This window comes from Hymenobacter lapidiphilus, assembly GCF_013377885.1.
GTDB classification, from domain to species: domain Bacteria; phylum Bacteroidota; class Bacteroidia; order Cytophagales; family Hymenobacteraceae; genus Hymenobacter; species Hymenobacter lapidiphilus.
This window is the reverse complement of sequence record NZ_JABKAU010000012.1, coordinates 78,968-96,388: the sequence shown is the minus strand read 5'-3', so window position 1 is coordinate 96,388 and position 17,421 is coordinate 78,968. Positions and strand designations below refer to the sequence as shown.

Below are 17,421 nucleotides of genomic sequence, written 5' to 3'. Positions count from 1 at the left end.
GTTTTGAGAATCTGGCTGACTATCGGGCAGCATGTTGAGCACGCTCCACATCGGCAGGGCGCTAATGGCTAGCCGTTTTGGGCAGGAGTTGCCGCAGGGCTACGTAGGCCGCTACCAGGAAAAACAGGTATACCAGCGCCCCCTGCGCCTCGTGCAGCCAACCGGGGGCCAGCGCCGGGGGCAGCAGCTGACCCAGCCGCACGGCCCCGGCAATGCGGGCCGCATTCACGAACAGCGTCAGGGGGTAGCTCAGCAGCAGCAGAGCCGGAAGCACCAGGGCCGGACGCGGCCCCCGCTGCCACAGGTAAGTAGTCGTCAGCACCAGCACACTGAGCAGCCCAAAGTTGCCGCCCGCACACGATTTATCGATGACAATACCCAGGCCCGGATGTACATAGCCCCGGCCTGGCACAAACTCGGAGCCTGAGCTGAGTAGCACCTCAACCAGCGCGTTGTTGGGGGCCAGCAGCCAGCGCACATCGGCGGTGTCGGCAGCCGCGTAGCACAGCTTGGCGATGAGGTAGGCCGCCAGCAGCAGCAGGTAGGGAAGCAGGTAAACTATGCGAGACATAGGATTGGGGATTTGCAAACAACACAAACATAATTCAAAGAACTTTGTGATTCAAAGTATTTATTGAAAAAGGCAGCTCTATGCTGCTCTGGGGCATTGCCTGCGCCTCGCTCAGACTCAATCTTTCGCCTCCACTTTAAGCACCTCGTGCTCACAGTCTCCCCTACGGCCAACCCGGACCCGGCCCACTCACCGGCCTCTACTTCCGCTCCCGCTGCCCTAGTCGCACCAGTCGTTGCCAACAACGATGAGCAGATTTACCAGATTTCCGGCCCCGTACCGCCGTATGGAAAACATGCACATTCTTTTCTGGCTGCCCAAGGCCATCGGGTGGTGCATGCTCTGGAAGCTGCTGGGCATCAGCATGATTTTCCCGACCCTGACCATTGCCCGCATCATTACCTAGTGCTCCCGCCACATAGCCGCCGAGCTGGCGCACAATCCGGCCATCGTGTTCTGGATTTCGGCCAACTCGTACTGAATGAGCAGCGAGTTTTTGGGTTCGATGAAGTGCGCATCTGGGGCAACCTTATCGGAAAGCATCTGGCGTTGCTGCCATTCCTGATGGGCCTCGTGATTCTGCTCTGCTACTACCTTGTGCAGAAGCTCCGCGAAAGTCGGCCCGGGCGGGTGGTTTCGCTCTGGTCGTCCGGTACTGTTGAGCAGCCAGTCAGGCCTTGGAAGGCGCCCGGTGGCGGAATGACACCACGAAAATGGCTCTTTCGTGCAGTTCGTACCCGATTTTAGGCCAAAAAGGAACCGGACCCTAAGCAAAGAGTCCGGTTCCTGGCAGCGGGTCCTAGGAGTTATCTGACCTGCTCGATGGTAATGCCGGTAGAAATGGGACCGTACTGCGCAGTAGGCGTCACGGAACTCACACAGATGAACCCAGCCGCCGCCGGATCCTTGAAGAGCCGGAACGGATACGCTTTGGTGGCAATAGTGCGGCTGTGGTTGTAGCCGTTCATCGTGTACACTTCCACGCTGCGGGTGCGGGTGCCGGCGTACAGCAGTTGCGCCGCGGCATCGAAACCGAACGTCGTAAACTCCTTGTTGCCGCGCGGCAACGTGGTTTCATAGGTCATGTCGCGCCGGTAGATGGCCCCCGCAGACGACGTGATATACCGGTCGGCGTTGGGAAAGAACTCGAAGATGGTGGCGTCCAGGGGGTAGTCGCCGTGGTAGGTGTCGTTGCGGTGCGTCTGGAACACGCCGGCCGAGCTGAAGCTGTAGTAGTCTTGGTCGGTGGGGCCAATATAGAGGCTGATTTCCAGCAGCTCCGTATTGGAACCCGGAATCCGCTTAAAGCGGGTACGGTCGAAGTCCCCCGTTTCGGCTACCAGCTGCTTAGTAGCGCGGTTATACACCTTCAGCGGCCGGTTTGTCCAGGCCGAGTTCGACACGAAAAGAAGGCCGTTGTTGGCCACCACGCAGGTAGCGGCAGAGCCCACACTAAGCTGGTCTATCTTGGTGAGCGTGGCGGCATCATAGATAAAAACCCAGCCGTCGTTGCGCGGCACATACAGCTCCTCGCGGCCGCCGTAAATCGCAAAATCACTGTAGCCAATGGTAGCACTGGTTGCCACGGTTGCCACAATCCGCTCGGTTGCCAAGTCGTACTTATAGATTTTGCCACTCTGCTCAAAGAAATACAGCTGCCGGCCGGCCGGCTGAAATTGCACATCAAACGGCGCAATGGCCAGGCTCTTAATGTTAGCCCGTTCGTAGCTGACGATGTTGCTGTAAATGCTTTGCCCATTGTTAAGCTGGGCCACAACCTGATACGAAACAGCGGCTACGTATGGCACCGTAATGTCTACGTATGACACGGCAGTGGGCGTGAACTGCTGGTGAATACCCGTTGGCAGGGTTTCATCGGCCGTTTTGCGCTGTATGGTGTAGCTGACGAAGGCGCTGTTGTCCAGCTGAGTCCAAGTCAGATTCACCGAGTCGCCGGCCGCCTGCACTTCGCGGAGCACAATTTTGTCCGGGTAGCTCGTGGGCGCGGCCGGCTCTTCCGTCTCCTTTTTACAGGCCGCGAGCAGCAGCAAGCCGAGCAGAAAGGATACAAGCGGATTCGCCGTGCGCGGCAGCATATTTCTGGTTTTCACAAGTGGTAGGCGTTAAATAGTAGCTGGCAAATGATTGACCGGTAAATATAGCGGCTACGGGCCGGCACGCGCTGAGCCTGGGCGCAAAGCCGGAAATAAAACACGACCCGGCATCCGGCCGCATACAAAACGGCCGCCTCCCTATCCGGAAGCGGCCGCTGTTACTTGTCAGCCGAAGCCGATATTACTCCTGCGAAGGCTACGTGTCCCCGCTTTCCAGCAATTCAGACCAACTCCTTAGGTTCAGCATCGGCGCTACGCGCCTGAACGCAAGACGGCCGCCTCTCCTGTTCAGGGAGGCGGCCGTCTTGCGCAACTTACCTTATTGAGGCAGCACTTGCACCTCTACTTTCACTGTTTCGGCGGGCCCTAGCTTCGGCACCAGCGCATGGTAGGTATAGGTTCTGAGGTCGAGCGTAACGCCGGGCTTCAGTAGTACCCGGAGCACCCGGCTCGCGTCGGAGCAGTTCAGCTGGTAGTCGTAGGTGGCACTGGCGCTGGCCCCGCCATTCATCTGCAGCTGCTGCCCGATAACCAAATCGTATTTGGCAAAGTCAATCTGCGGATGACACTCGCCCGTAGCCTGCTGATCGAACTGTGCCTGACTGCGGATAATAACCGGTGCCGGTCCTGCGCTCAGATTTATCCAGCGACTAGACGTGCAGCCGTACTCTTTATCCAGGCTGGTAACGGCTACCGGCCCCGACTGGCAGGGTTGCAGATTTTCGACTTCGCCCTCGCGGGTAGCACAGCTACTCATAGCCAGCGTCAGCAGCAGGCCGCCCAATAAGGTAAGCACTGATTTCATGTGCAATAAAGTGAAAGGTGGAAGGAAGTTGACTACCTACCAGAGCTTTATTCGCAAGAAATAGTTGCACGCTATATTCATAGGACTTACGCACTTGGTGGTATCTTGAAGCAAATCCTTGTCCGATGGTTACGCAAGCTACCTACATCGAGTACCTGCTTAGTACGCCCCGCAATTACACCTGCACCCATCTGGCGGAGCATCTGTCGCACGTGAGCCATGACCAGGTGAATCGGTTTCTGCGGCGCAGCTGCTTTTCATCCAGTCAGTTGCGGGAGCTAGTGCAGCCCCTGTTCATCGATTCGCCCGACGCCTTTCTGCTGCTCGATGACAGCGTGCAGGACAAACGCTACAGCCGCTTTATTGAAGTGGCCAAGCACCAGTACTCGGGCAATGAGCACGGCCTGGTTACGGGTATTTGCCTGGTCAATCTGGTGCATAGCAGCGGCGAGGCGGGCGACTTTCTGCCCCTCGACTACCGGGTCTATGCCCCCGAACTCGACGGGGTGAGCAAAAACGAGCACTTCCGGGCCATGTTCGCCCACGTCCTGGCCGAGGATAAAATCAAGGCCCGGACCCTGCTGTTTGATGCCTGGTATAGTGGCAGCGACAATCTCAAACTCATTCACCGCGCCGGTTGGACGTTTTTCACGACCCTGAAGAGCAACCGGTTAGTGAGTGTGCGCAAAGAAACGGGCTTTCAGGCCCTGCTCGACGTGGCCCCGCCGCCGGGTGGCTGGACCACGGGCCTGGAAGTGCGCTTACACAAGGTGCCGTTTGCGGTGCGCTTATTCAAGCTGGTCGCCTCGAACGGCGACATTGAATGGGTCGTGACCAACAACTTTGCCTTCACGTTGAATCAGCAACTGGTCGAGGCCACCACGCGCGTACGCTGGCAGGTGGAAGAGTTTCACCGTAGCTTCAAACAGCTTACCGGGGCCGAGAAGTGCCAGTGTCGCCGGGCGCAGGCCCAGCGCAACCACTTGGCCTGCTGCTATCTGGCGTGGGTGTCGTTGCGCCAATTTGCCCGCCAAACGGCACAAACCATCTATCAGGCTCACCAACAGCAGTGGGCGCCCTACTTGCGCCAGCTACTGGCTCAGCCGCTCATTCCCGCACTGCTACCCGTAAGTGCGTAAGTCCTAATTCAAAGAAACGGCCGCCTCCCCTATACGGGAAGGCGGCCGTTTTCACATGGGGGTAATCAGTTAGATGCGCTCCGAAAGCTGCGCGTCGCCGCTCTGCATCTGCCGGATCAGGTTCAGGGCCGAGCCGGCCTTAAACCAGGCAATCTGGCCCTCGTTGTAGGTGTGGTTCACCGTGATGAGGTCCGTGTCGCCGTCGGAGTGGTGCAGGCGCACCTGCAGGGGCTTACCGGGGGCAAACTCGGTCAGGCCGAGGATGTCGATGGTATCGTCCTCCTCAATCAGGTCGTAATCGGCCTTGTTGTCGAAGGTCAGACCCAGCATACCCTGCTTCTTGAGGTTGGTTTCGTGGATCCGGGCGAAGGATTTCACCAGCACGGCGCGCACGCCGAGGTGGCGGGGCTCCATGGCGGCGTGCTCGCGCGAGCTGCCTTCACCGTAGTTCTCATCGCCAACTACCACCGAGCCGATACCCTGAGCCTTGTAGTTACGGGCTACCGTAGGTACGGGCGAGTATGGCGTACCCTGCGTGAGGGCATCCTTGACAGCATTGGGCTGCTCGTTGAAGGCGTTGATAGCCCCGATGAGCATGTTGTTGGAGATGTTGTCGAGGTGGCCACGGTACTTCAGCCATGGGCCGGCCATCGAAATGTGGTCGGTGGTGCACTTGCCTTTGGCCTTAATGAGCAGGCGCAGACCCAGCAGGTCGGTGCCGTTCCAAGGCTTGAAAGGCTCCAACAGCTGCAGGCGGTCCGATTCAGACGACACCATTACGTTCACACCCGAGCCATCGGCGGCGGGCTGCTGGTAGCCGGCATCCTCCACGGCGAAGCCGCGGGGCGGCATCTCGATACCCACAGGCTCGTCAAACTTCACCTGCTCGCCGGTTTTAGTGGTCAGCGAGTCGGTGAGCGGGTTGAAGGTCAGGTCGCCGGCAATGGCGAAGGCCGTCACGATTTCGGGCGAAGCCACAAACGCGTGGGTGTTGGGGTTGCCGTCGTTGCGCTTGGCGAAGTTGCGGTTAAAGCTCGTGATAATCGAGTTGCGGCGCTTGGGGTCGTCGGTGTGGCGGGCCCACTGGCCGATGCACGGACCGCAGGCGTTGGCCAGCACCACGCCACCCATCTGGGCAAACGTGTCGAGCAGGCCGTCGCGCTCCACGGTGTAGCGCACCAGCTCCGAGCCGGGGGTTACGGTATACTCGGCCTGCACGGTCAGGCCCTTATCGGCGGCCTGCTTGGCGATGCTGGCGGCGCGGGTAATGTCTTCGTAGCTGGAGTTGGTGCACGAGCCAATCAGGCCCACTTCCAGCTTCGCGGGCCAGCCATGCTCCTTAACGGCAGCGGCAAACTCCGAAATCGGCCAGGCGGCATCCGGCGTGAACGGACCGTTCACGTAGGGCTCCAGCGTGTTCAGGTCGATTTCGATGAGCTGGTCGTAGAAGTTTTCGGGGTTGGCGTACACCTCGTCGTCGGCGCGCAGGTGCTGGCGCACGCCGGCGGCCAGCTCGGCCACTTCGGCCCGGCCGGTGCCGCGCAGGTACACGGCCATTTTCTCATCGAAGCTGAACACCGAAGTGGTAGCGCCAATTTCGGCGCCCATGTTGCAGATGGTGCCTTTGCCGGTAGCCGAGAGGTTCTCGGCACCTTCGCCGAAGTACTCTACGATAGCACCGGTGCCACCCTTCACGGTCAGGATACCGGCTACTTTTAGAATCACGTCCTTGGCCGATGTCCAGCCCGAAAGCTTACCAGTCAGCTTCACGCCAATTACTTTAGGGAACTTCAGCTCCCAGGCCATGCCGGCCATTACGTCCACGGCATCGGCGCCGCCTACACCAATGGCAATCATGCCCAGGCCACCCGCGTTGGGCGTGTGCGAGTCGGTGCCAATCATCATGCCGCCGGGGAAGGCGTAGTTTTCGAGCACTACCTGGTGAATGATACCAGCGCCGGGCTTCCAGAAACCGAGGCCGTACTTGTTCGAAACCGAAGCCAGGAAGTCGTACACCTCCTTGTTCTCGGAGTTGGCAGTGGCCAAATCGGCGTCGGCGCCTACTTTGGCCTGGATGAGGTGGTCGCAATGCACGGTGCTGGGCACGGCGGCCGTAGCCTTACCGGCCTGCATGAACTGCAACAGGGCCATCTGGGCAGTGGCATCCTGCATGGCCACGCGGTCGGGCGCGAAATCGACGTAGGAAACGCCCCGCTCATACGCCTGCGAAACAGTACCGCCGTATAGGTGGGCGTACAGAATTTTTTCCGTCAGGGTGAGCGGACGGCCAACCGCCGACCGGGCCGCCTCGATGCGGGTGCCCATGCCAGCGTACACGGCCTTAATCATCTCTAAATCGAATGCCATAATCAGGTTGAAAAAGTGGAGAGAACGAGCCTGCCGGGGCAGACATGCAAATATAGTTAAGCGCCGGGGTCCGGCAAGTCAAATAAGTGCCAACGGGTTCGGCTAAGGGCCTATTTAGAAGCTCTCAAAAGAACCCGACTGGCGGCTGCGGCCACCCGCCGGCGCGGGCCCACCCAAACTATGCGGGCGGTGCCGTAGTTTAGCCCCTGTTTCACTTTTACTCTTTTTCAACCATGCCCGTTGCCTTCTCTTTGCGCAAGGCCATAGCTGGGGTCACCCTCGCGCTGGCCGCTACAGCCTGCCAGTCTGATTCTAAAACCGCCGAAACCACTGCGGCCGGCGCGGCTACTTCGCCGCTCACGGCCGGTATCTGGCGCGGCGTACTCTCGGCCCAGGGCCAGGAAATACCGTTTCTGTTCGATGTAGCCACCGCCGGTGGCCAGCCCACCGTAACGCTCCGCAACGGCGAGGAGCGCCTCAAGCTCGACGAAATAACGACGGCCGGCGACTCAACCACCATCAGGCTGGGCGTGTTTGATGCCGCGCTGGTGGTACGGGCCGCTGGCGAAGGCAAGCTGACGGGGGCCTGGGTGAAGTACGACGCCAACAAGCCTTACCGCGTACCATTTACGGCCGAGCTGGGCGCGCAACCGCTATTTCCGGTGATGGCCGATCAGAAGGTAACCTCCTTCGACGGCACCTGGAAAGTCAGTTTCAAAGATGATACCGGCAAGACCTATCCGGCCGTGGGCGTATTCACGCAAACGCCGGCGGGCGTTACGGGCACGTTTCTTACCAGCACCGGCGACTACCGCTACCTTTCGGGGCAGGCAGATGGCAATACGCTTATGCTAAGCACTTTCGACGGAAGCCACGGTTTTTTGTTTACGGGCAAGCAGCCCGGAAGCACCACCCCCGATAATGCCACGCGCATAGAAGGCGACTTCTACTCCGGCCTCACCGGACACGAAACCTGGACTGCAGTGAAGGACCCCGACGCCAAGTTGCCCGATGCCAACGCCCTGACCGGCATGAAGCCCGGCCAGAAGAAGCTGGAGTTCAAGTTTCCTAACATCCTCGCAGGCGGCAGCATCTCGCCCTCCGACCCAAAGTACCGCGGCAAGGTGCTGGTAGTGCAGCTGCTGGGCTCGTGGTGCCCCAACTGCATGGACGAAACCAACTTCCTGGCCCCCTGGTACGAGAAGAACATGGAGCGCGGCGTCGAAATTATTGGCCTGGGCTACGAGCGCACGCCTGACCAGGAGGTAGCAGCCCGCAAGCTGCTTAAGATGAAGGAACGCATGAATGTGGGCTACGACCTGGCCGTGGCCGGCGTGGCCGACAAGGATATGGCCAGCAAGTCGCTGCCCCAGATCCAGAAAGTGCTGGCCTTCCCGACCACCATTTTCATTGATAAGAAGGGCGAAGTCCGGAAGATTCATACTGGTTTTTCGGGCCCCGGCACCGGCAAGTATTACGAGCAGCAGAACGCCGAATTCAACAAAACAATTGACCAGCTGCTAGCCGAGTAGCGGCGCTTTTATAGTTGGGCTACGTATAGCATAGCGTCGCCCGGGCAATGTCCTGCTCCGGCTTGGTGTTGCCCGGGCGACGTTTTTTGTTCCACTTTTTTTCCTTCCGGCTCATGAAAAACATTCTGGTTCCCACCGATTTTTCGGCCGAGGCGCACCACGCCTTACGGGCCGCCCTGCAGCTGGCCCAGCGCGTGGGCGGCAACGTAACGCTGCTGCACGTGCTGCCCATCCCCGACGCCCAGGGGTCGGCCAACTTCAGCGCTTTTGGCGGGCCTACCAACGGCGCCGAGCTGCCCAACGCCTACGGCATCGACCGAATTTTTGTCGTCAGGCTGATGGAAGTGACCCATCAGCGGATGCAGCAGCTGCTGGCCGAAGCAGCCCAAATGGCCCCCGATGTTCCCGTGCATGAGGTACTGGACCAGGTTGAGGTCGATGAGGCTATTCTGAAGGTGATTGAGCAGCGCCACATCGACCTGGTGGTACTTGGCACCCAGCAGCACGAAGCGCTGGAGCGCTTCTTTGCCTCGTCGAATACCGAGCAGCTGGTACGCCTGGCCCCCTGCCCGGTGTTGGCCATCAAGCACGCCACCAACCTCGATGCCGTGCGCGACATTGTATTTGCCTCCGATTTTTCGGCCGAAGCCGACCAGGCAGTGCCCGGTCTGCAGCAGGTACGCCAGCTATTTCCGGATGCCCGCCTGCACCTGCTGCGTGTAACGGATGAGGCGGCAGGTCCGGCCCGCCAGCAGATAGACGACTTTATCGCCCGCCATCAACTGACCCACGCCGAGGCCGTGCTCATGGAGGCTGGCAGCATTGAAGGCGGCATTGAGGATGCGGCCCGAAAGCTGGGTGCCGGCCTTATTGTAGTGCCCACCCACGCCCGCTCGGCGTTCAGCCGCTTTTTCCAGGCCAGCATTGCCGAGAAAGTGGCAACCGAGGCGGCCCAGCCGGTACTGACATTCCACCTGTAGGGAGTTATACCAGGGATACTTTCCCATTACCAGGTAAGTGCACAAGAGCCAACGCGGGGTTGGGCTGGTCCAGTACCGGCCCAACCCCGCGTTGGCTTTTGTGCGTACACCTACTGAGGCCCACAGGCCTCGCCGTTACTGCCATCTATTGTTCACCAAACTCATTTCTTCTTATGTGGATTCAGCAAAAAAACACCCCCGCCCCCGTCGATGAACTTCAGGGCCATACCGTGGGCCTCAAATTCGAGTGCAACAAGTGCCACCAGGATGTTTTCACGGCTTCCATCGGGGTGCCCGCCGCCGAGCACTTCGCCACCATGCCCGATGATGGCCAGTACGAAACCGAACAGTTGAAGTGCCCCAGCTGCGAAATGACCCACGAAATCACCGTCACCAGCAACCCCAAGGGCGTACGCTTCGAAGTATCGGAAGTGAAAGCCGACCAAGTGTATTACCAGGTACAGCACTAGTATCCCGAAGCCTGTCAGTTGAACAGCAGAACAGCTACTTCCAGCGGGAGTGGCTGTTCTGCTGTTCAACTGACAGGCTTCGGAACGCGAGGCGGCTACTTTTCGCGCTCGATGGTGTAGTTGATGAGCTGTTCGAGTGAGGTGCGCGAGGCCGACTCGGGGAAGGTACGTAGCACGGTCACCGCCTCGTCGCGGTAGCGCTCCATCACCCCAATGGCATAGTCAAGCCCGCCCGACTGCTTCACGAACTCTATCACCTGCTGCACCCGGTCGCGGCGGCCGTCGTTGTTTTTTACGTTGAAAATTACGCGGCGCTTGGTAAGCCAGTCGGCTTTTTGCAGGGCGTAGATCAGCGGAAGGGTCATCTTTTTCTCCTTGATATCGATGCCCAGCGGCTTGCCGATTTCGGCCGTGCCGTAGTCGAATAGGTCGTCCTTTATCTGGAAAGCCATGCCCACCTTCTCGCCAAACAGCCGGGCGCGCTCTACCGTTTCGAGGTCGGCACCGGCCGAGGAAGCGCCCACGGCGCAGCAGGAGGCAATGAGCGAGGCCGTTTTCTGGCGGATGATATCGAAGTACACGTCCTCGGTGATGTCGAGGCGGCGGGCCTTTTCAATCTGCAGCAGTTCGCCTTCGCTAAGCTCCTTCACCGCGTTGCTCACAATCTTGAGCAGGGCGTAATCGTCGTTTTCCAGACTCAGCAGCAGGCCCTTACTCAACAGGTAGTCGCCTACGAGCACGGCTATCTTGTTTTTCCAGAGCGCATTGATGGAAAAAAAGCCGCGCCGGTAGTTGCTTTCGTCCACCACGTCGTCGTGCACAAGCGTGGCCGTATGCAGCAGTTCAATCAGGGCCGCGCCGCGGAAAGTGGCTTCGGGCAGCGGGTCGCCCCCGCAGATTTTGGCCGTGAAAAACACGAACATCGGCCGGATCTGCTTGCCCTTGCGCTTCACTATGTAGCCCATGATTTTGTCGAGCAGCAGCTGTTTGGTCTGCATCGACTGGCGGAATTTCTTTTCGAATTCCACCATCTCCAAGGCAATCGGAGCCTGTATCTGGTCCAGCGAAATGGTCATGCGGCGTAATTGGGCAATGCAATGATACGGGAAAAGGCGCAGGGGCCACCTGTTATGCCGCCCAGGGGGAAACTTGATTCGGAATAGCGCATGCAAACCCCGGAGGTCTACCCGGGTTCCTGGTGTGCAGGCATAACAGTTTAGTCCTGTCTTATTACCTTCGTTTTATGCCCAATCAGCCTGTTTCTGTCGATTTTTTGCTATCCGGCCCCGGCCACAACCGCCCGTTTGCGGCCGATGCGCGCTTCGTGCCCGACGGCCAAGCCAAGCCGGTGGTGGTGTTTGTGCACGGCTTCAAGGGGTTTAAAGACTGGGGGCACTTCCATGTGCTGGCCGACTGGTTTGCCCGCCGGGGCTTCGTGTTTGTGAAGATTAATCTCTCGCACAACGGCGTGGTAGTAGGCGGCACCGGCGACCTGGAGGACCTGGAGGCGTTTGGCCGCAACAATTTCAGCATAGAGCTCGATGACCTGGGGGCCCTGCTCGATGCCCTGCACCAGCCGGGCGCCACAGAAATTCCGGCTCCCGAAATGGACCTCTCACGCCTCGCTCTCATCGGCCACAGCCGCGGCGGCGGGCTGGTACTGCTGAAAGCGGCCGAAGACTCCCGCGTACAGGCCGTGGCTAGCTGGGCCGCCATCAGCAATGTAAACCCGGGCTGGACGGAGCAGCAGATGGCCGACTGGCAGCAGCAGGGCGTGGTATATGTGGAGAACTCGCGCACCAAGCAGCAGCTGCCACTCGGCTACCAGCTCGTCGAGAATTACTACAAGCACCAGGCCCGCCTCGACATCGAGCAGAACCTGCGCCAGCGCCTCCACGACCGCCCCGTACTTATCCTGCACGGCGACCAGGACGAAACCGTGCCGCTGGCCCGCGCCCAACAGCTACACGCGTGGCAACCCACTACTGAGCTACTGGTGCTGCCCGGCACCACCCACAACTTCGGCGGCACCCATCCCTGGCCCTCGCCCGAACTGCCCGAACAGGCCCGGCAGGCTGCAGAGGCTACGGCCGAGTTTTTTAAGCGCCGCTTTTAGGCTTGAACCGCATGAGAAAGCTCCTTACCAGCCTGTTCGTGCTGGCCGTTAATTTTTATTTTAGCGCGGCCGTTGGGGGCGTGGCAGCAACGCTCTACACCTTCTGGCAGGGCCCTGTTTCGGCCGAAATCGGGGTGGGCTTGGTGGTAACCGTGTTGCTTGCGTGCATTGCCTATCAGGTTTTCCGGGCACGCTTTAGCTGGCAGAGTCCCGGCGAAATGGCCGTAGGCAACACCAGCAAAACCGACCTGCTGATTCAGTCCAAAACCTTTTCCATCTCCCGCATTCCCCTGTTTCTGCTGCTGCTCCTGACGCTGGCGCTGCCCGGCAACTTCCTGGACGGCGTGGGCGACGGACGGATATACGACCTTCCGCAAATCTTCACCATCGCCCTGCTTTACCTGGGCTTCTACCGCGGGCTCGACTTTTTTGAGCGGCCGGGCTTTGCTGCCACGGCTATGTTTATAGGTGGGCTGTTGCTATCGGCAACGGTAGCGCGCGCACCAAACGGGATAGTTTCCATCCTGTTCCTCATTCTGGCAGGCCTCTGGCTGATAGCGTGGCTGGTATACCGGCGCTTTTACCTGCCTGCTGTTTCCGCCTAAGCTTATGCCGATTGCCTACCTGCTGCTGGGCTCCAACCTCGGCGACCGGACCGCCACGCTGCAGGCCGCCGTGGCCGAGCTGGGCCGCACGGCCGGCCCCATAACGGCCGCCTCGGGCCTCTATGAAACAGCCGCCTGGGGCCTGACCGAGCAGCCGGCCTTCCTAAATCAGGCGCTGGAAGTGCAGACCAGCCTCTCCCCCGCCCAGTTACTGGCCGCCTGCCTGGCCGCCGAGCAGCATGCGGGCCGGCAGCGGCTGGTGCGCTGGGGTTCCCGCACCCTCGACGTAGATATATTGCTTTATGATGACTTAGTACTCGATACACCCACGCTCCAGCTACCGCACCCGCGCCTACCAGAGCGCCGCTTTGCCTTGCTGCCTCTGGCCGAAATTGCGGCTAACGCGGTGCATCCGGGGCTCGGTTGTACGGTAGCCGAGTTGTTGGCAGAGTGTTCCGACGAGCTTGCGGTTACGCGGGTAACTGGCGAGCCTCGTTGATTCTGGTGGGTGAGACGGGAAATTCGGCTCATAAAAAAAGTCCTGCCTTTGACTGGCAGGACCTTTCCGGTAGCATCGAAACGAATTACAGTACTGCTGAGCCAGCCAAAACCTCTGGCGCAATCTTCTTGACGAGGCCCTGCAGGACCTTGCCGGGGCCGCACTCCACAAACTCAGTGGCACCGTCCAGCACCATGCGCTGCACGCTCTGGGTCCAGCGGACGGGGGCCGTGAGCTGGCGCACGAGGTTCTCGCGGATTTCGTCGGGGTCGGTGTGCGGGGCGGCGTCCACGTTCTGGTACACGGGGCAGATACCGGCTGCGAAGCTCGTTTTGGCAATGGCTTCGGCCAGTGCCGCTTCGGCCGACTGCATCAGTGGCGAGTGGAAGGCCCCGCCTACGGGCAGCGGCAGGGCGCGCTTGGCCCCGGCGGACTTCAGTTGCTCGCAGGCCAGCTCGATGCCGCGCTGTGAGCCCGACACCACCAATTGGCCGGGGCAGTTGTAGTTAGCGGCTACCACAATGTCGCCGCCCGCCGTAATTTCCTGGCAGATGCGGGCCGTGGTATCGTCGTCGAGGGCCAGGATGGCGGCCATTGTGCCGGGCTGCTCCTGGCAGGCGGCCTGCATGGCACGGGCCCGCTGGGCTACCAGCTGCAGGGCATCTTCAAAGCGCAGCACTTTAGCGGCTACCAGCGCCGAAAACTCGCCCAGCGAGTGACCGGCTACCATATCCGGACGGAAATCGGGCAGCACTGCGGCCAGCGCCACCGAGTGCAGGAAAATGGCCGGCTGGGTCACGTCGGTGCGGCGCAGCTCCTCATCGGAACCTGCAAACATGGCGTCGGTAAGCGAAAAGCCCAGGATTTCGTTGGCCTGGTCCATCAGGCGTTTGGCTTCGGGATGCTGCTCGTACAGCTCGCGGCCCATGCCGCTGAACTGGCTGCCCTGGCCGGGGAAGATAACTGCTTTCATGTGGTCAGAATAAGCCCCACGACGGTTTCCGGCAGGAAGCGCCGCCGGGGCGGGCGGTAAGAATACAGCCGCAAGCTGCATAAAAATGTCGGACTGCTCGGTGCAAATACCCCACAAGCACCCCACACACCTATATTTTGCGCATAAAAAAGCCGGATTCCCCGCTGGGAATCCGGCTTTTTTGGCTTTGCACAATGGCTAGCGGTTGATCTGCACCCAGCCTTTGAAAGTACGGGTGGTGCGGTTGGCATCCTTGAACGTTACCTCGGCCTGATAGAAGTACATGCCATCCGACACTTTGCCGTTGGAGTTGCCTTCGCCCGTGCCGCCCCCGTTCCAGTTGATGAGCGGGTCCTGGCTGCCCTCGTACACCTTGGTGCCCCAGCGGTTGTAAATCTTAACAACTGTGCGCTCAATCGGGCTGAACACCTTGGGCCGGAACGTATCGTTTTTCGAGTCGCCGTTGGGGGTGAAGATGTTAGGCATCAGGAACAGCAGGCAGTTGTCCTTGCACTCCTTGTTGCTCAGCGCACTCACAGCGCCATTCCCATCAACGGCCTGAATGGCGTAGCAACCCTGGGCCGAAGCCAGATTGGTATGCTCATAGGTGGTCTGGGTGCCGGGCACTCGGGCCAGCTCAATTAACTCATCGGCCGCCGTAGGTGCGAAGTAGATGATGTACTGCACGATGTCGCGGCTACAGTCCTGCGTAGGCAGGTTGCTCAGCGTCCATCTCAGCGAGTTGGTAAAACGCATGCCCGAGGTAGGCGTAGTTGGCAAATCGAACAGGCGGCTGGCCAGACTGTCGCAGTTGGTGGGCTCGAGCGTGAGTATGGGCGTGCAGGGCACGGCCCGCAGCGGGGCGCACTGCTCCTGGCTCCAGTTGATGAGCGAATCGGGCAGGGCAATATCGTAGGTGCCGTTAGTCTTCACGTAGTAGCAGTACGTGCGGTTTTTTACCAGCGGCAGCACCCTGCCGTCGTCCACGAAAGTGCCGCCGGTAGCGGTGCTGGTAGCTTTACCCACGGGCCGGAACGTGCCACCCGGCTCGCGCCGATACACGGTACTGGGCCGCTTGCTGTTGTCCCATGGCACATTGTACACCCAACTAACGCCTATGGTACTGGCCAGCGGGTTGGGCGTAGCCGTCAGCCGTACGCTCGAGGCCGGCTGCGTGCGCTCCACCGAGTCGGCCGCCAAGGCCGAGTTGCTGAAGAAGTCGAGCCGGTACGTATAGGCGTTGGCTTCCGTATTGAGGCCGGTATTGATGAAAGTGGTATCGCGCAGGTTGGTGGTGGTGTACACCTTGCGGAAATCGGCCGCGGCGGGGTTGAGGCCGGTGGCGCGGTAGAGGCGGTAGCCACGGGGCGTGGCGAACTTGGACAGCGGAGCCGGCTGGTTCCAGCGAACGGTAATCTGGCCCGCCGCCACGTCGGTGCGGTCTACGGTTACGTTGGTGAGGCGGGGCGAACGGCCCTCTACCTTCACGCAGGCCTCGTTGGAAGCCAGGCTTTCGCCCCCACCGGGCTGGGCAAACCGCACATAAATGCGGTACGAATAGGTTTTGCCCCGGGTCAGGCCGGCTCCGCCATTGTCGTCGAGGAAGGTCCGTGAACCCACGCCCACACTGCCAATCTGTACATAGCCCGAGCCGGCGGGCAGCCCCGTCTGGCAAGTAGTGGGCGTAAAGGCAAAACAGTTTTCACGACGGAAAATCAGAATCTGCGCCCCCGGATTCTGGCAGCTGTAGCTGTCCCAGTCGAGGCGCATGTTGTTGCCCTGCGGCGTGGCCTGCAGGTTCTGCGGAGCCGGCCCCACCACCGTAATGTTCCAGATACGCTGGTCAATGAGGGGCGAAATATTGCCCCCGGGCTCATCGGTGGCCTTAAACAGCACTTGGTAGGGCTGGCGGCGGATGAAAGAGCAGGCCGGTGTCCATTGGAACAGGGCACGGGCCACGGGCGGCCCTTTCGTACTCTGCTGGAACGAGGCAGGCGTGGGCAACAGGCCGGTAAAAGCTTCCAGCAGCACCGGATTGCCATCGGGGTCGGTGGCGGTTATAATGCCGCCGGGCACCGGTGTATTGGCCACCACGCACACATCGGGCGGCACATTAATGAGGGGGCGCAGGTTATTGGGCGGCCGCACGATAATCTGCATGTCGCGGATTGTCTCGCTCAGCAGCGTGGGCTGGGTGGGCCGGCCGGGTGTGCGGCGGTACTCCTTCACTACGAAGGCCACATTATACGTACCCACCTGGGCCGGCGCGTTCCACACTACCTGGCCAGTGAAGGCATCGATACTGAAGATGGCCCCGTTGCCGGGCACTCCGACGGGCGGCCCGCTATAGGCCACCTGGCGGGCATCAACGCCCGGCAGGTTGTTGGGGAAAGTGAAGTTGGTGGTAGGTACGGGGTTGAGCCGGTTGCCGGTAGCAAGCGCCACCCGCGGGTCGCCGGCCCTTCGGCTGGGCTGTAGCTCGTACGCCAGCGAGTCGCCCTCGGCATCAAAAGCGGCGGGGTTGTGCAGAAATACCTGGCCTACGCTACCCTTGTCGATGGCTGGTGCCAGCAGCTGGGGCGAAGTATTCTGAATGAATGCATTTATAAGAACGGTGGTCGAGATATAGAAGCTTTCATTGGCCGAATTAGCCATATTAAGCACCCCTACCGGCCGGTTTACGCTGGCGTAGCCCACCGTATAAGCCCCGGTAGAGTTATAGATGTGCTCAAACTTGTACACGTTGAGCAAATACTCCGGTGCTGCGCGGGTCTGCGATACGAATGGAATATCCTGCTGGGAGGTGCCGTCGCCAAAAAAGATGATAACCGTAGGCTCCTCGGCTATATCGGGGCCCGGAACACGCACGTAGAGCGAGAGGGTAAAAAAGATGCGCCGGGGGTTATTCGGGTCGGTGCGCGCCTGAATGTCGCCGGCAGCCAAGTGGGTAGCGTGGGCAGCCGGCGCAGCTGTCAGGAAGGCCAGCAGCAGCAACAGCGCCGCCAGCCAACGCTGCAATGGACGGATAAGTAAAGCGATACGCATAGAATCAGGCAACTAAGCGGGCAGATAAACCGCAGGAAGTAAGGTCCGGAAAAACCCGGCGGAAACCTAACAAAAGTCGGACGATGGAGGTTGTTAGACCGAAGCAAGATACTAACGGAGTTGGCTTTGGTTTGATTCCGGCCAGGCAGCCCCGCCTATTCAGATTGTTTCCTACTAGCTGGGCACCTAACTTTGGCCATAACAA

15 protein-coding genes are annotated in these 17,421 nt (G+C 60.1%); 7 read left to right on the top strand and 8 right to left on the bottom strand.

Annotation, left to right across the window (positions count from 1 at the left end; genetic code table 11):
• Positions 1 to 61: 61 nt before the first annotated feature.
• The 4 genes from xrtK to HW554_RS08670 all read right to left on the bottom strand — a co-directional run bounded on the left by xrtK (position 62) and on the right by HW554_RS08670 (position 3,490).
• On the bottom strand, positions 62 to 571 hold the full coding sequence (xrtK, locus tag HW554_RS08685) for an exosortase K (RefSeq protein ID WP_176908189.1): 510 nt from the start codon (positions 569 to 571) through the stop codon (positions 62 to 64).
• Between the two features lie 402 nt (positions 572 to 973).
• Positions 974 to 1,114 (bottom strand): hypothetical protein, encoded by a 141-nt coding sequence (locus HW554_RS08680; RefSeq protein ID WP_176908188.1) that lies wholly within the window; start codon positions 1,112 to 1,114, stop codon positions 974 to 976.
• A gap of 263 nt (positions 1,115 to 1,377) precedes the next feature.
• Complete coding sequence (locus HW554_RS08675) at positions 1,378 to 2,682, bottom strand: YncE family protein (protein WP_176908187.1); 1,305 nt, start codon at positions 2,680 to 2,682, stop codon at positions 1,378 to 1,380.
• Positions 2,683 to 3,004: 322 nt separating this feature from the next.
• Positions 3,005 to 3,490 carry a hypothetical protein gene (locus tag HW554_RS08670; RefSeq protein WP_176908186.1) on the bottom strand — a complete coding sequence of 162 codons (486 nt, stop codon included), beginning with the start codon at positions 3,488 to 3,490 and terminating at the stop codon, positions 3,005 to 3,007.
• Between the two features lie 125 nt (positions 3,491 to 3,615).
• Between HW554_RS08670 and HW554_RS08665 the strand changes: the two genes are divergently transcribed.
• Positions 3,616 to 4,629, top strand: coding sequence for an IS701 family transposase (locus HW554_RS08665; protein ID WP_218134653.1), 1,014 nt, complete (start codon positions 3,616 to 3,618; stop codon positions 4,627 to 4,629).
• 69 nt (positions 4,630 to 4,698) lie between these two features.
• Here the strand turns inward: HW554_RS08665 and HW554_RS08660 are convergent, their stop codons facing one another.
• Positions 4,699 to 6,996, bottom strand: coding sequence for an aconitate hydratase (locus HW554_RS08660; RefSeq protein WP_176908185.1), 2,298 nt, complete (start codon positions 6,994 to 6,996; stop codon positions 4,699 to 4,701).
• 233 nt (positions 6,997 to 7,229) lie between these two features.
• Here HW554_RS08660 and HW554_RS08655 point away from each other — a divergent pair, with 233 nt between their 5' ends.
• The 3 genes from HW554_RS08655 (at position 7,230) to HW554_RS08645 (ending at position 9,978) form a co-directional block, all read left to right on the top strand.
• The gene (locus tag HW554_RS08655) at positions 7,230 to 8,528 is read left to right on the top strand and encodes a peroxiredoxin family protein (RefSeq protein WP_176908184.1); all 1,299 of its coding nucleotides are present in this window, start codon (positions 7,230 to 7,232) and stop codon (positions 8,526 to 8,528) included.
• Positions 8,529 to 8,641: 113 nt separating this feature from the next.
• On the top strand, positions 8,642 to 9,508 hold the full coding sequence (locus tag HW554_RS08650) for a universal stress protein (protein WP_176908183.1): 867 nt from the start codon (positions 8,642 to 8,644) through the stop codon (positions 9,506 to 9,508).
• A gap of 173 nt (positions 9,509 to 9,681) precedes the next feature.
• Entirely contained in the window at positions 9,682 to 9,978 is a 297-nt protein-coding gene (locus HW554_RS08645) for a hypothetical protein (RefSeq protein ID WP_176908182.1), read from the top strand.
• Positions 9,979 to 10,073: 95 nt separating this feature from the next.
• On the opposite strand, the gene HW554_RS08640 is transcribed toward HW554_RS08645, so the two are convergent.
• Entirely contained in the window at positions 10,074 to 11,054 is a 981-nt protein-coding gene (locus HW554_RS08640; protein WP_176908181.1) for a polyprenyl synthetase family protein, read from the bottom strand.
• A gap of 167 nt (positions 11,055 to 11,221) precedes the next feature.
• Between HW554_RS08640 and HW554_RS08635 the strand changes: the two genes are divergently transcribed.
• Genes HW554_RS08635 through folK form a run of 3 tightly spaced genes read left to right on the top strand, consistent with a single transcriptional unit; the run spans position 11,222 to position 13,198 of the window.
• The gene (locus tag HW554_RS08635; protein WP_176908180.1) at positions 11,222 to 12,094 is read left to right on the top strand and encodes an alpha/beta hydrolase family protein; all 873 of its coding nucleotides are present in this window, start codon (positions 11,222 to 11,224) and stop codon (positions 12,092 to 12,094) included.
• Positions 12,095 to 12,105: 11 nt separating this feature from the next.
• The gene (locus HW554_RS08630; RefSeq protein WP_176908179.1) at positions 12,106 to 12,699 is read left to right on the top strand and encodes a hypothetical protein; all 594 of its coding nucleotides are present in this window, start codon (positions 12,106 to 12,108) and stop codon (positions 12,697 to 12,699) included.
• A gap of 4 nt (positions 12,700 to 12,703) precedes the next feature.
• Entirely contained in the window at positions 12,704 to 13,198 is a 495-nt protein-coding gene (gene folK, locus HW554_RS08625) for a 2-amino-4-hydroxy-6-hydroxymethyldihydropteridine diphosphokinase (RefSeq protein WP_176908178.1), read from the top strand.
• An 85-nt stretch (positions 13,199 to 13,283) separates the two neighbouring features.
• Here folK and fabD read toward each other — a convergent pair whose 3' ends face one another.
• Positions 13,284 to 14,171 (bottom strand): ACP S-malonyltransferase, encoded by an 888-nt coding sequence (gene fabD / locus HW554_RS08620; protein ID WP_176908177.1) that lies wholly within the window; start codon positions 14,169 to 14,171, stop codon positions 13,284 to 13,286.
• Positions 14,172 to 14,369: 198 nt separating this feature from the next.
• The gene (locus tag HW554_RS08615; protein WP_176908176.1) at positions 14,370 to 17,216 is read right to left on the bottom strand and encodes a T9SS type B sorting domain-containing protein; all 2,847 of its coding nucleotides are present in this window, start codon (positions 17,214 to 17,216) and stop codon (positions 14,370 to 14,372) included.
• Positions 17,217 to 17,421 lie beyond the last annotated feature (205 nt).

Coding starts and splice junctions, on each gene's coding strand:
- HW554_RS08645 (WP_176908182.1), top strand. CDS start 9,682: ATGTGGATTCAGCAAAAAAACACCCCCGCCCCCGTCGATGAACTTCAG.
- HW554_RS08660 (WP_176908185.1), bottom strand. CDS start 6,996: ATGGCATTCGATTTAGAGATGATTAAGGCCGTGTACGCTGGCATGGGC.
- HW554_RS08665 (WP_218134653.1), top strand. CDS start 3,616: ATGGTTACGCAAGCTACCTACATCGAGTACCTGCTTAGTACGCCCCGC.
- HW554_RS08615 (WP_176908176.1), bottom strand. CDS start 17,216: ATGCGTATCGCTTTACTTATCCGTCCATTGCAGCGTTGGCTGGCGGCG.
- folK (WP_176908178.1), top strand. CDS start 12,704: ATGCCGATTGCCTACCTGCTGCTGGGCTCCAACCTCGGCGACCGGACC.
- xrtK (WP_176908189.1), bottom strand. CDS start 571: ATGTCTCGCATAGTTTACCTGCTTCCCTACCTGCTGCTGCTGGCGGCC.
- fabD (WP_176908177.1), bottom strand. CDS start 14,171: ATGAAAGCAGTTATCTTCCCCGGCCAGGGCAGCCAGTTCAGCGGCATG.
- HW554_RS08650 (WP_176908183.1), top strand. CDS start 8,642: ATGAAAAACATTCTGGTTCCCACCGATTTTTCGGCCGAGGCGCACCAC.
- HW554_RS08680 (WP_176908188.1), bottom strand. CDS start 1,114: ATGCTTTCCGATAAGGTTGCCCCAGATGCGCACTTCATCGAACCCAAA.
- HW554_RS08630 (WP_176908179.1), top strand. CDS start 12,106: ATGAGAAAGCTCCTTACCAGCCTGTTCGTGCTGGCCGTTAATTTTTAT.
- HW554_RS08640 (WP_176908181.1), bottom strand. CDS start 11,054: ATGACCATTTCGCTGGACCAGATACAGGCTCCGATTGCCTTGGAGATG.
- HW554_RS08655 (WP_176908184.1), top strand. CDS start 7,230: ATGCCCGTTGCCTTCTCTTTGCGCAAGGCCATAGCTGGGGTCACCCTC.
- HW554_RS08670 (WP_176908186.1), bottom strand. CDS start 3,490: ATGAAATCAGTGCTTACCTTATTGGGCGGCCTGCTGCTGACGCTGGCT.
- HW554_RS08635 (WP_176908180.1), top strand. CDS start 11,222: ATGCCCAATCAGCCTGTTTCTGTCGATTTTTTGCTATCCGGCCCCGGC.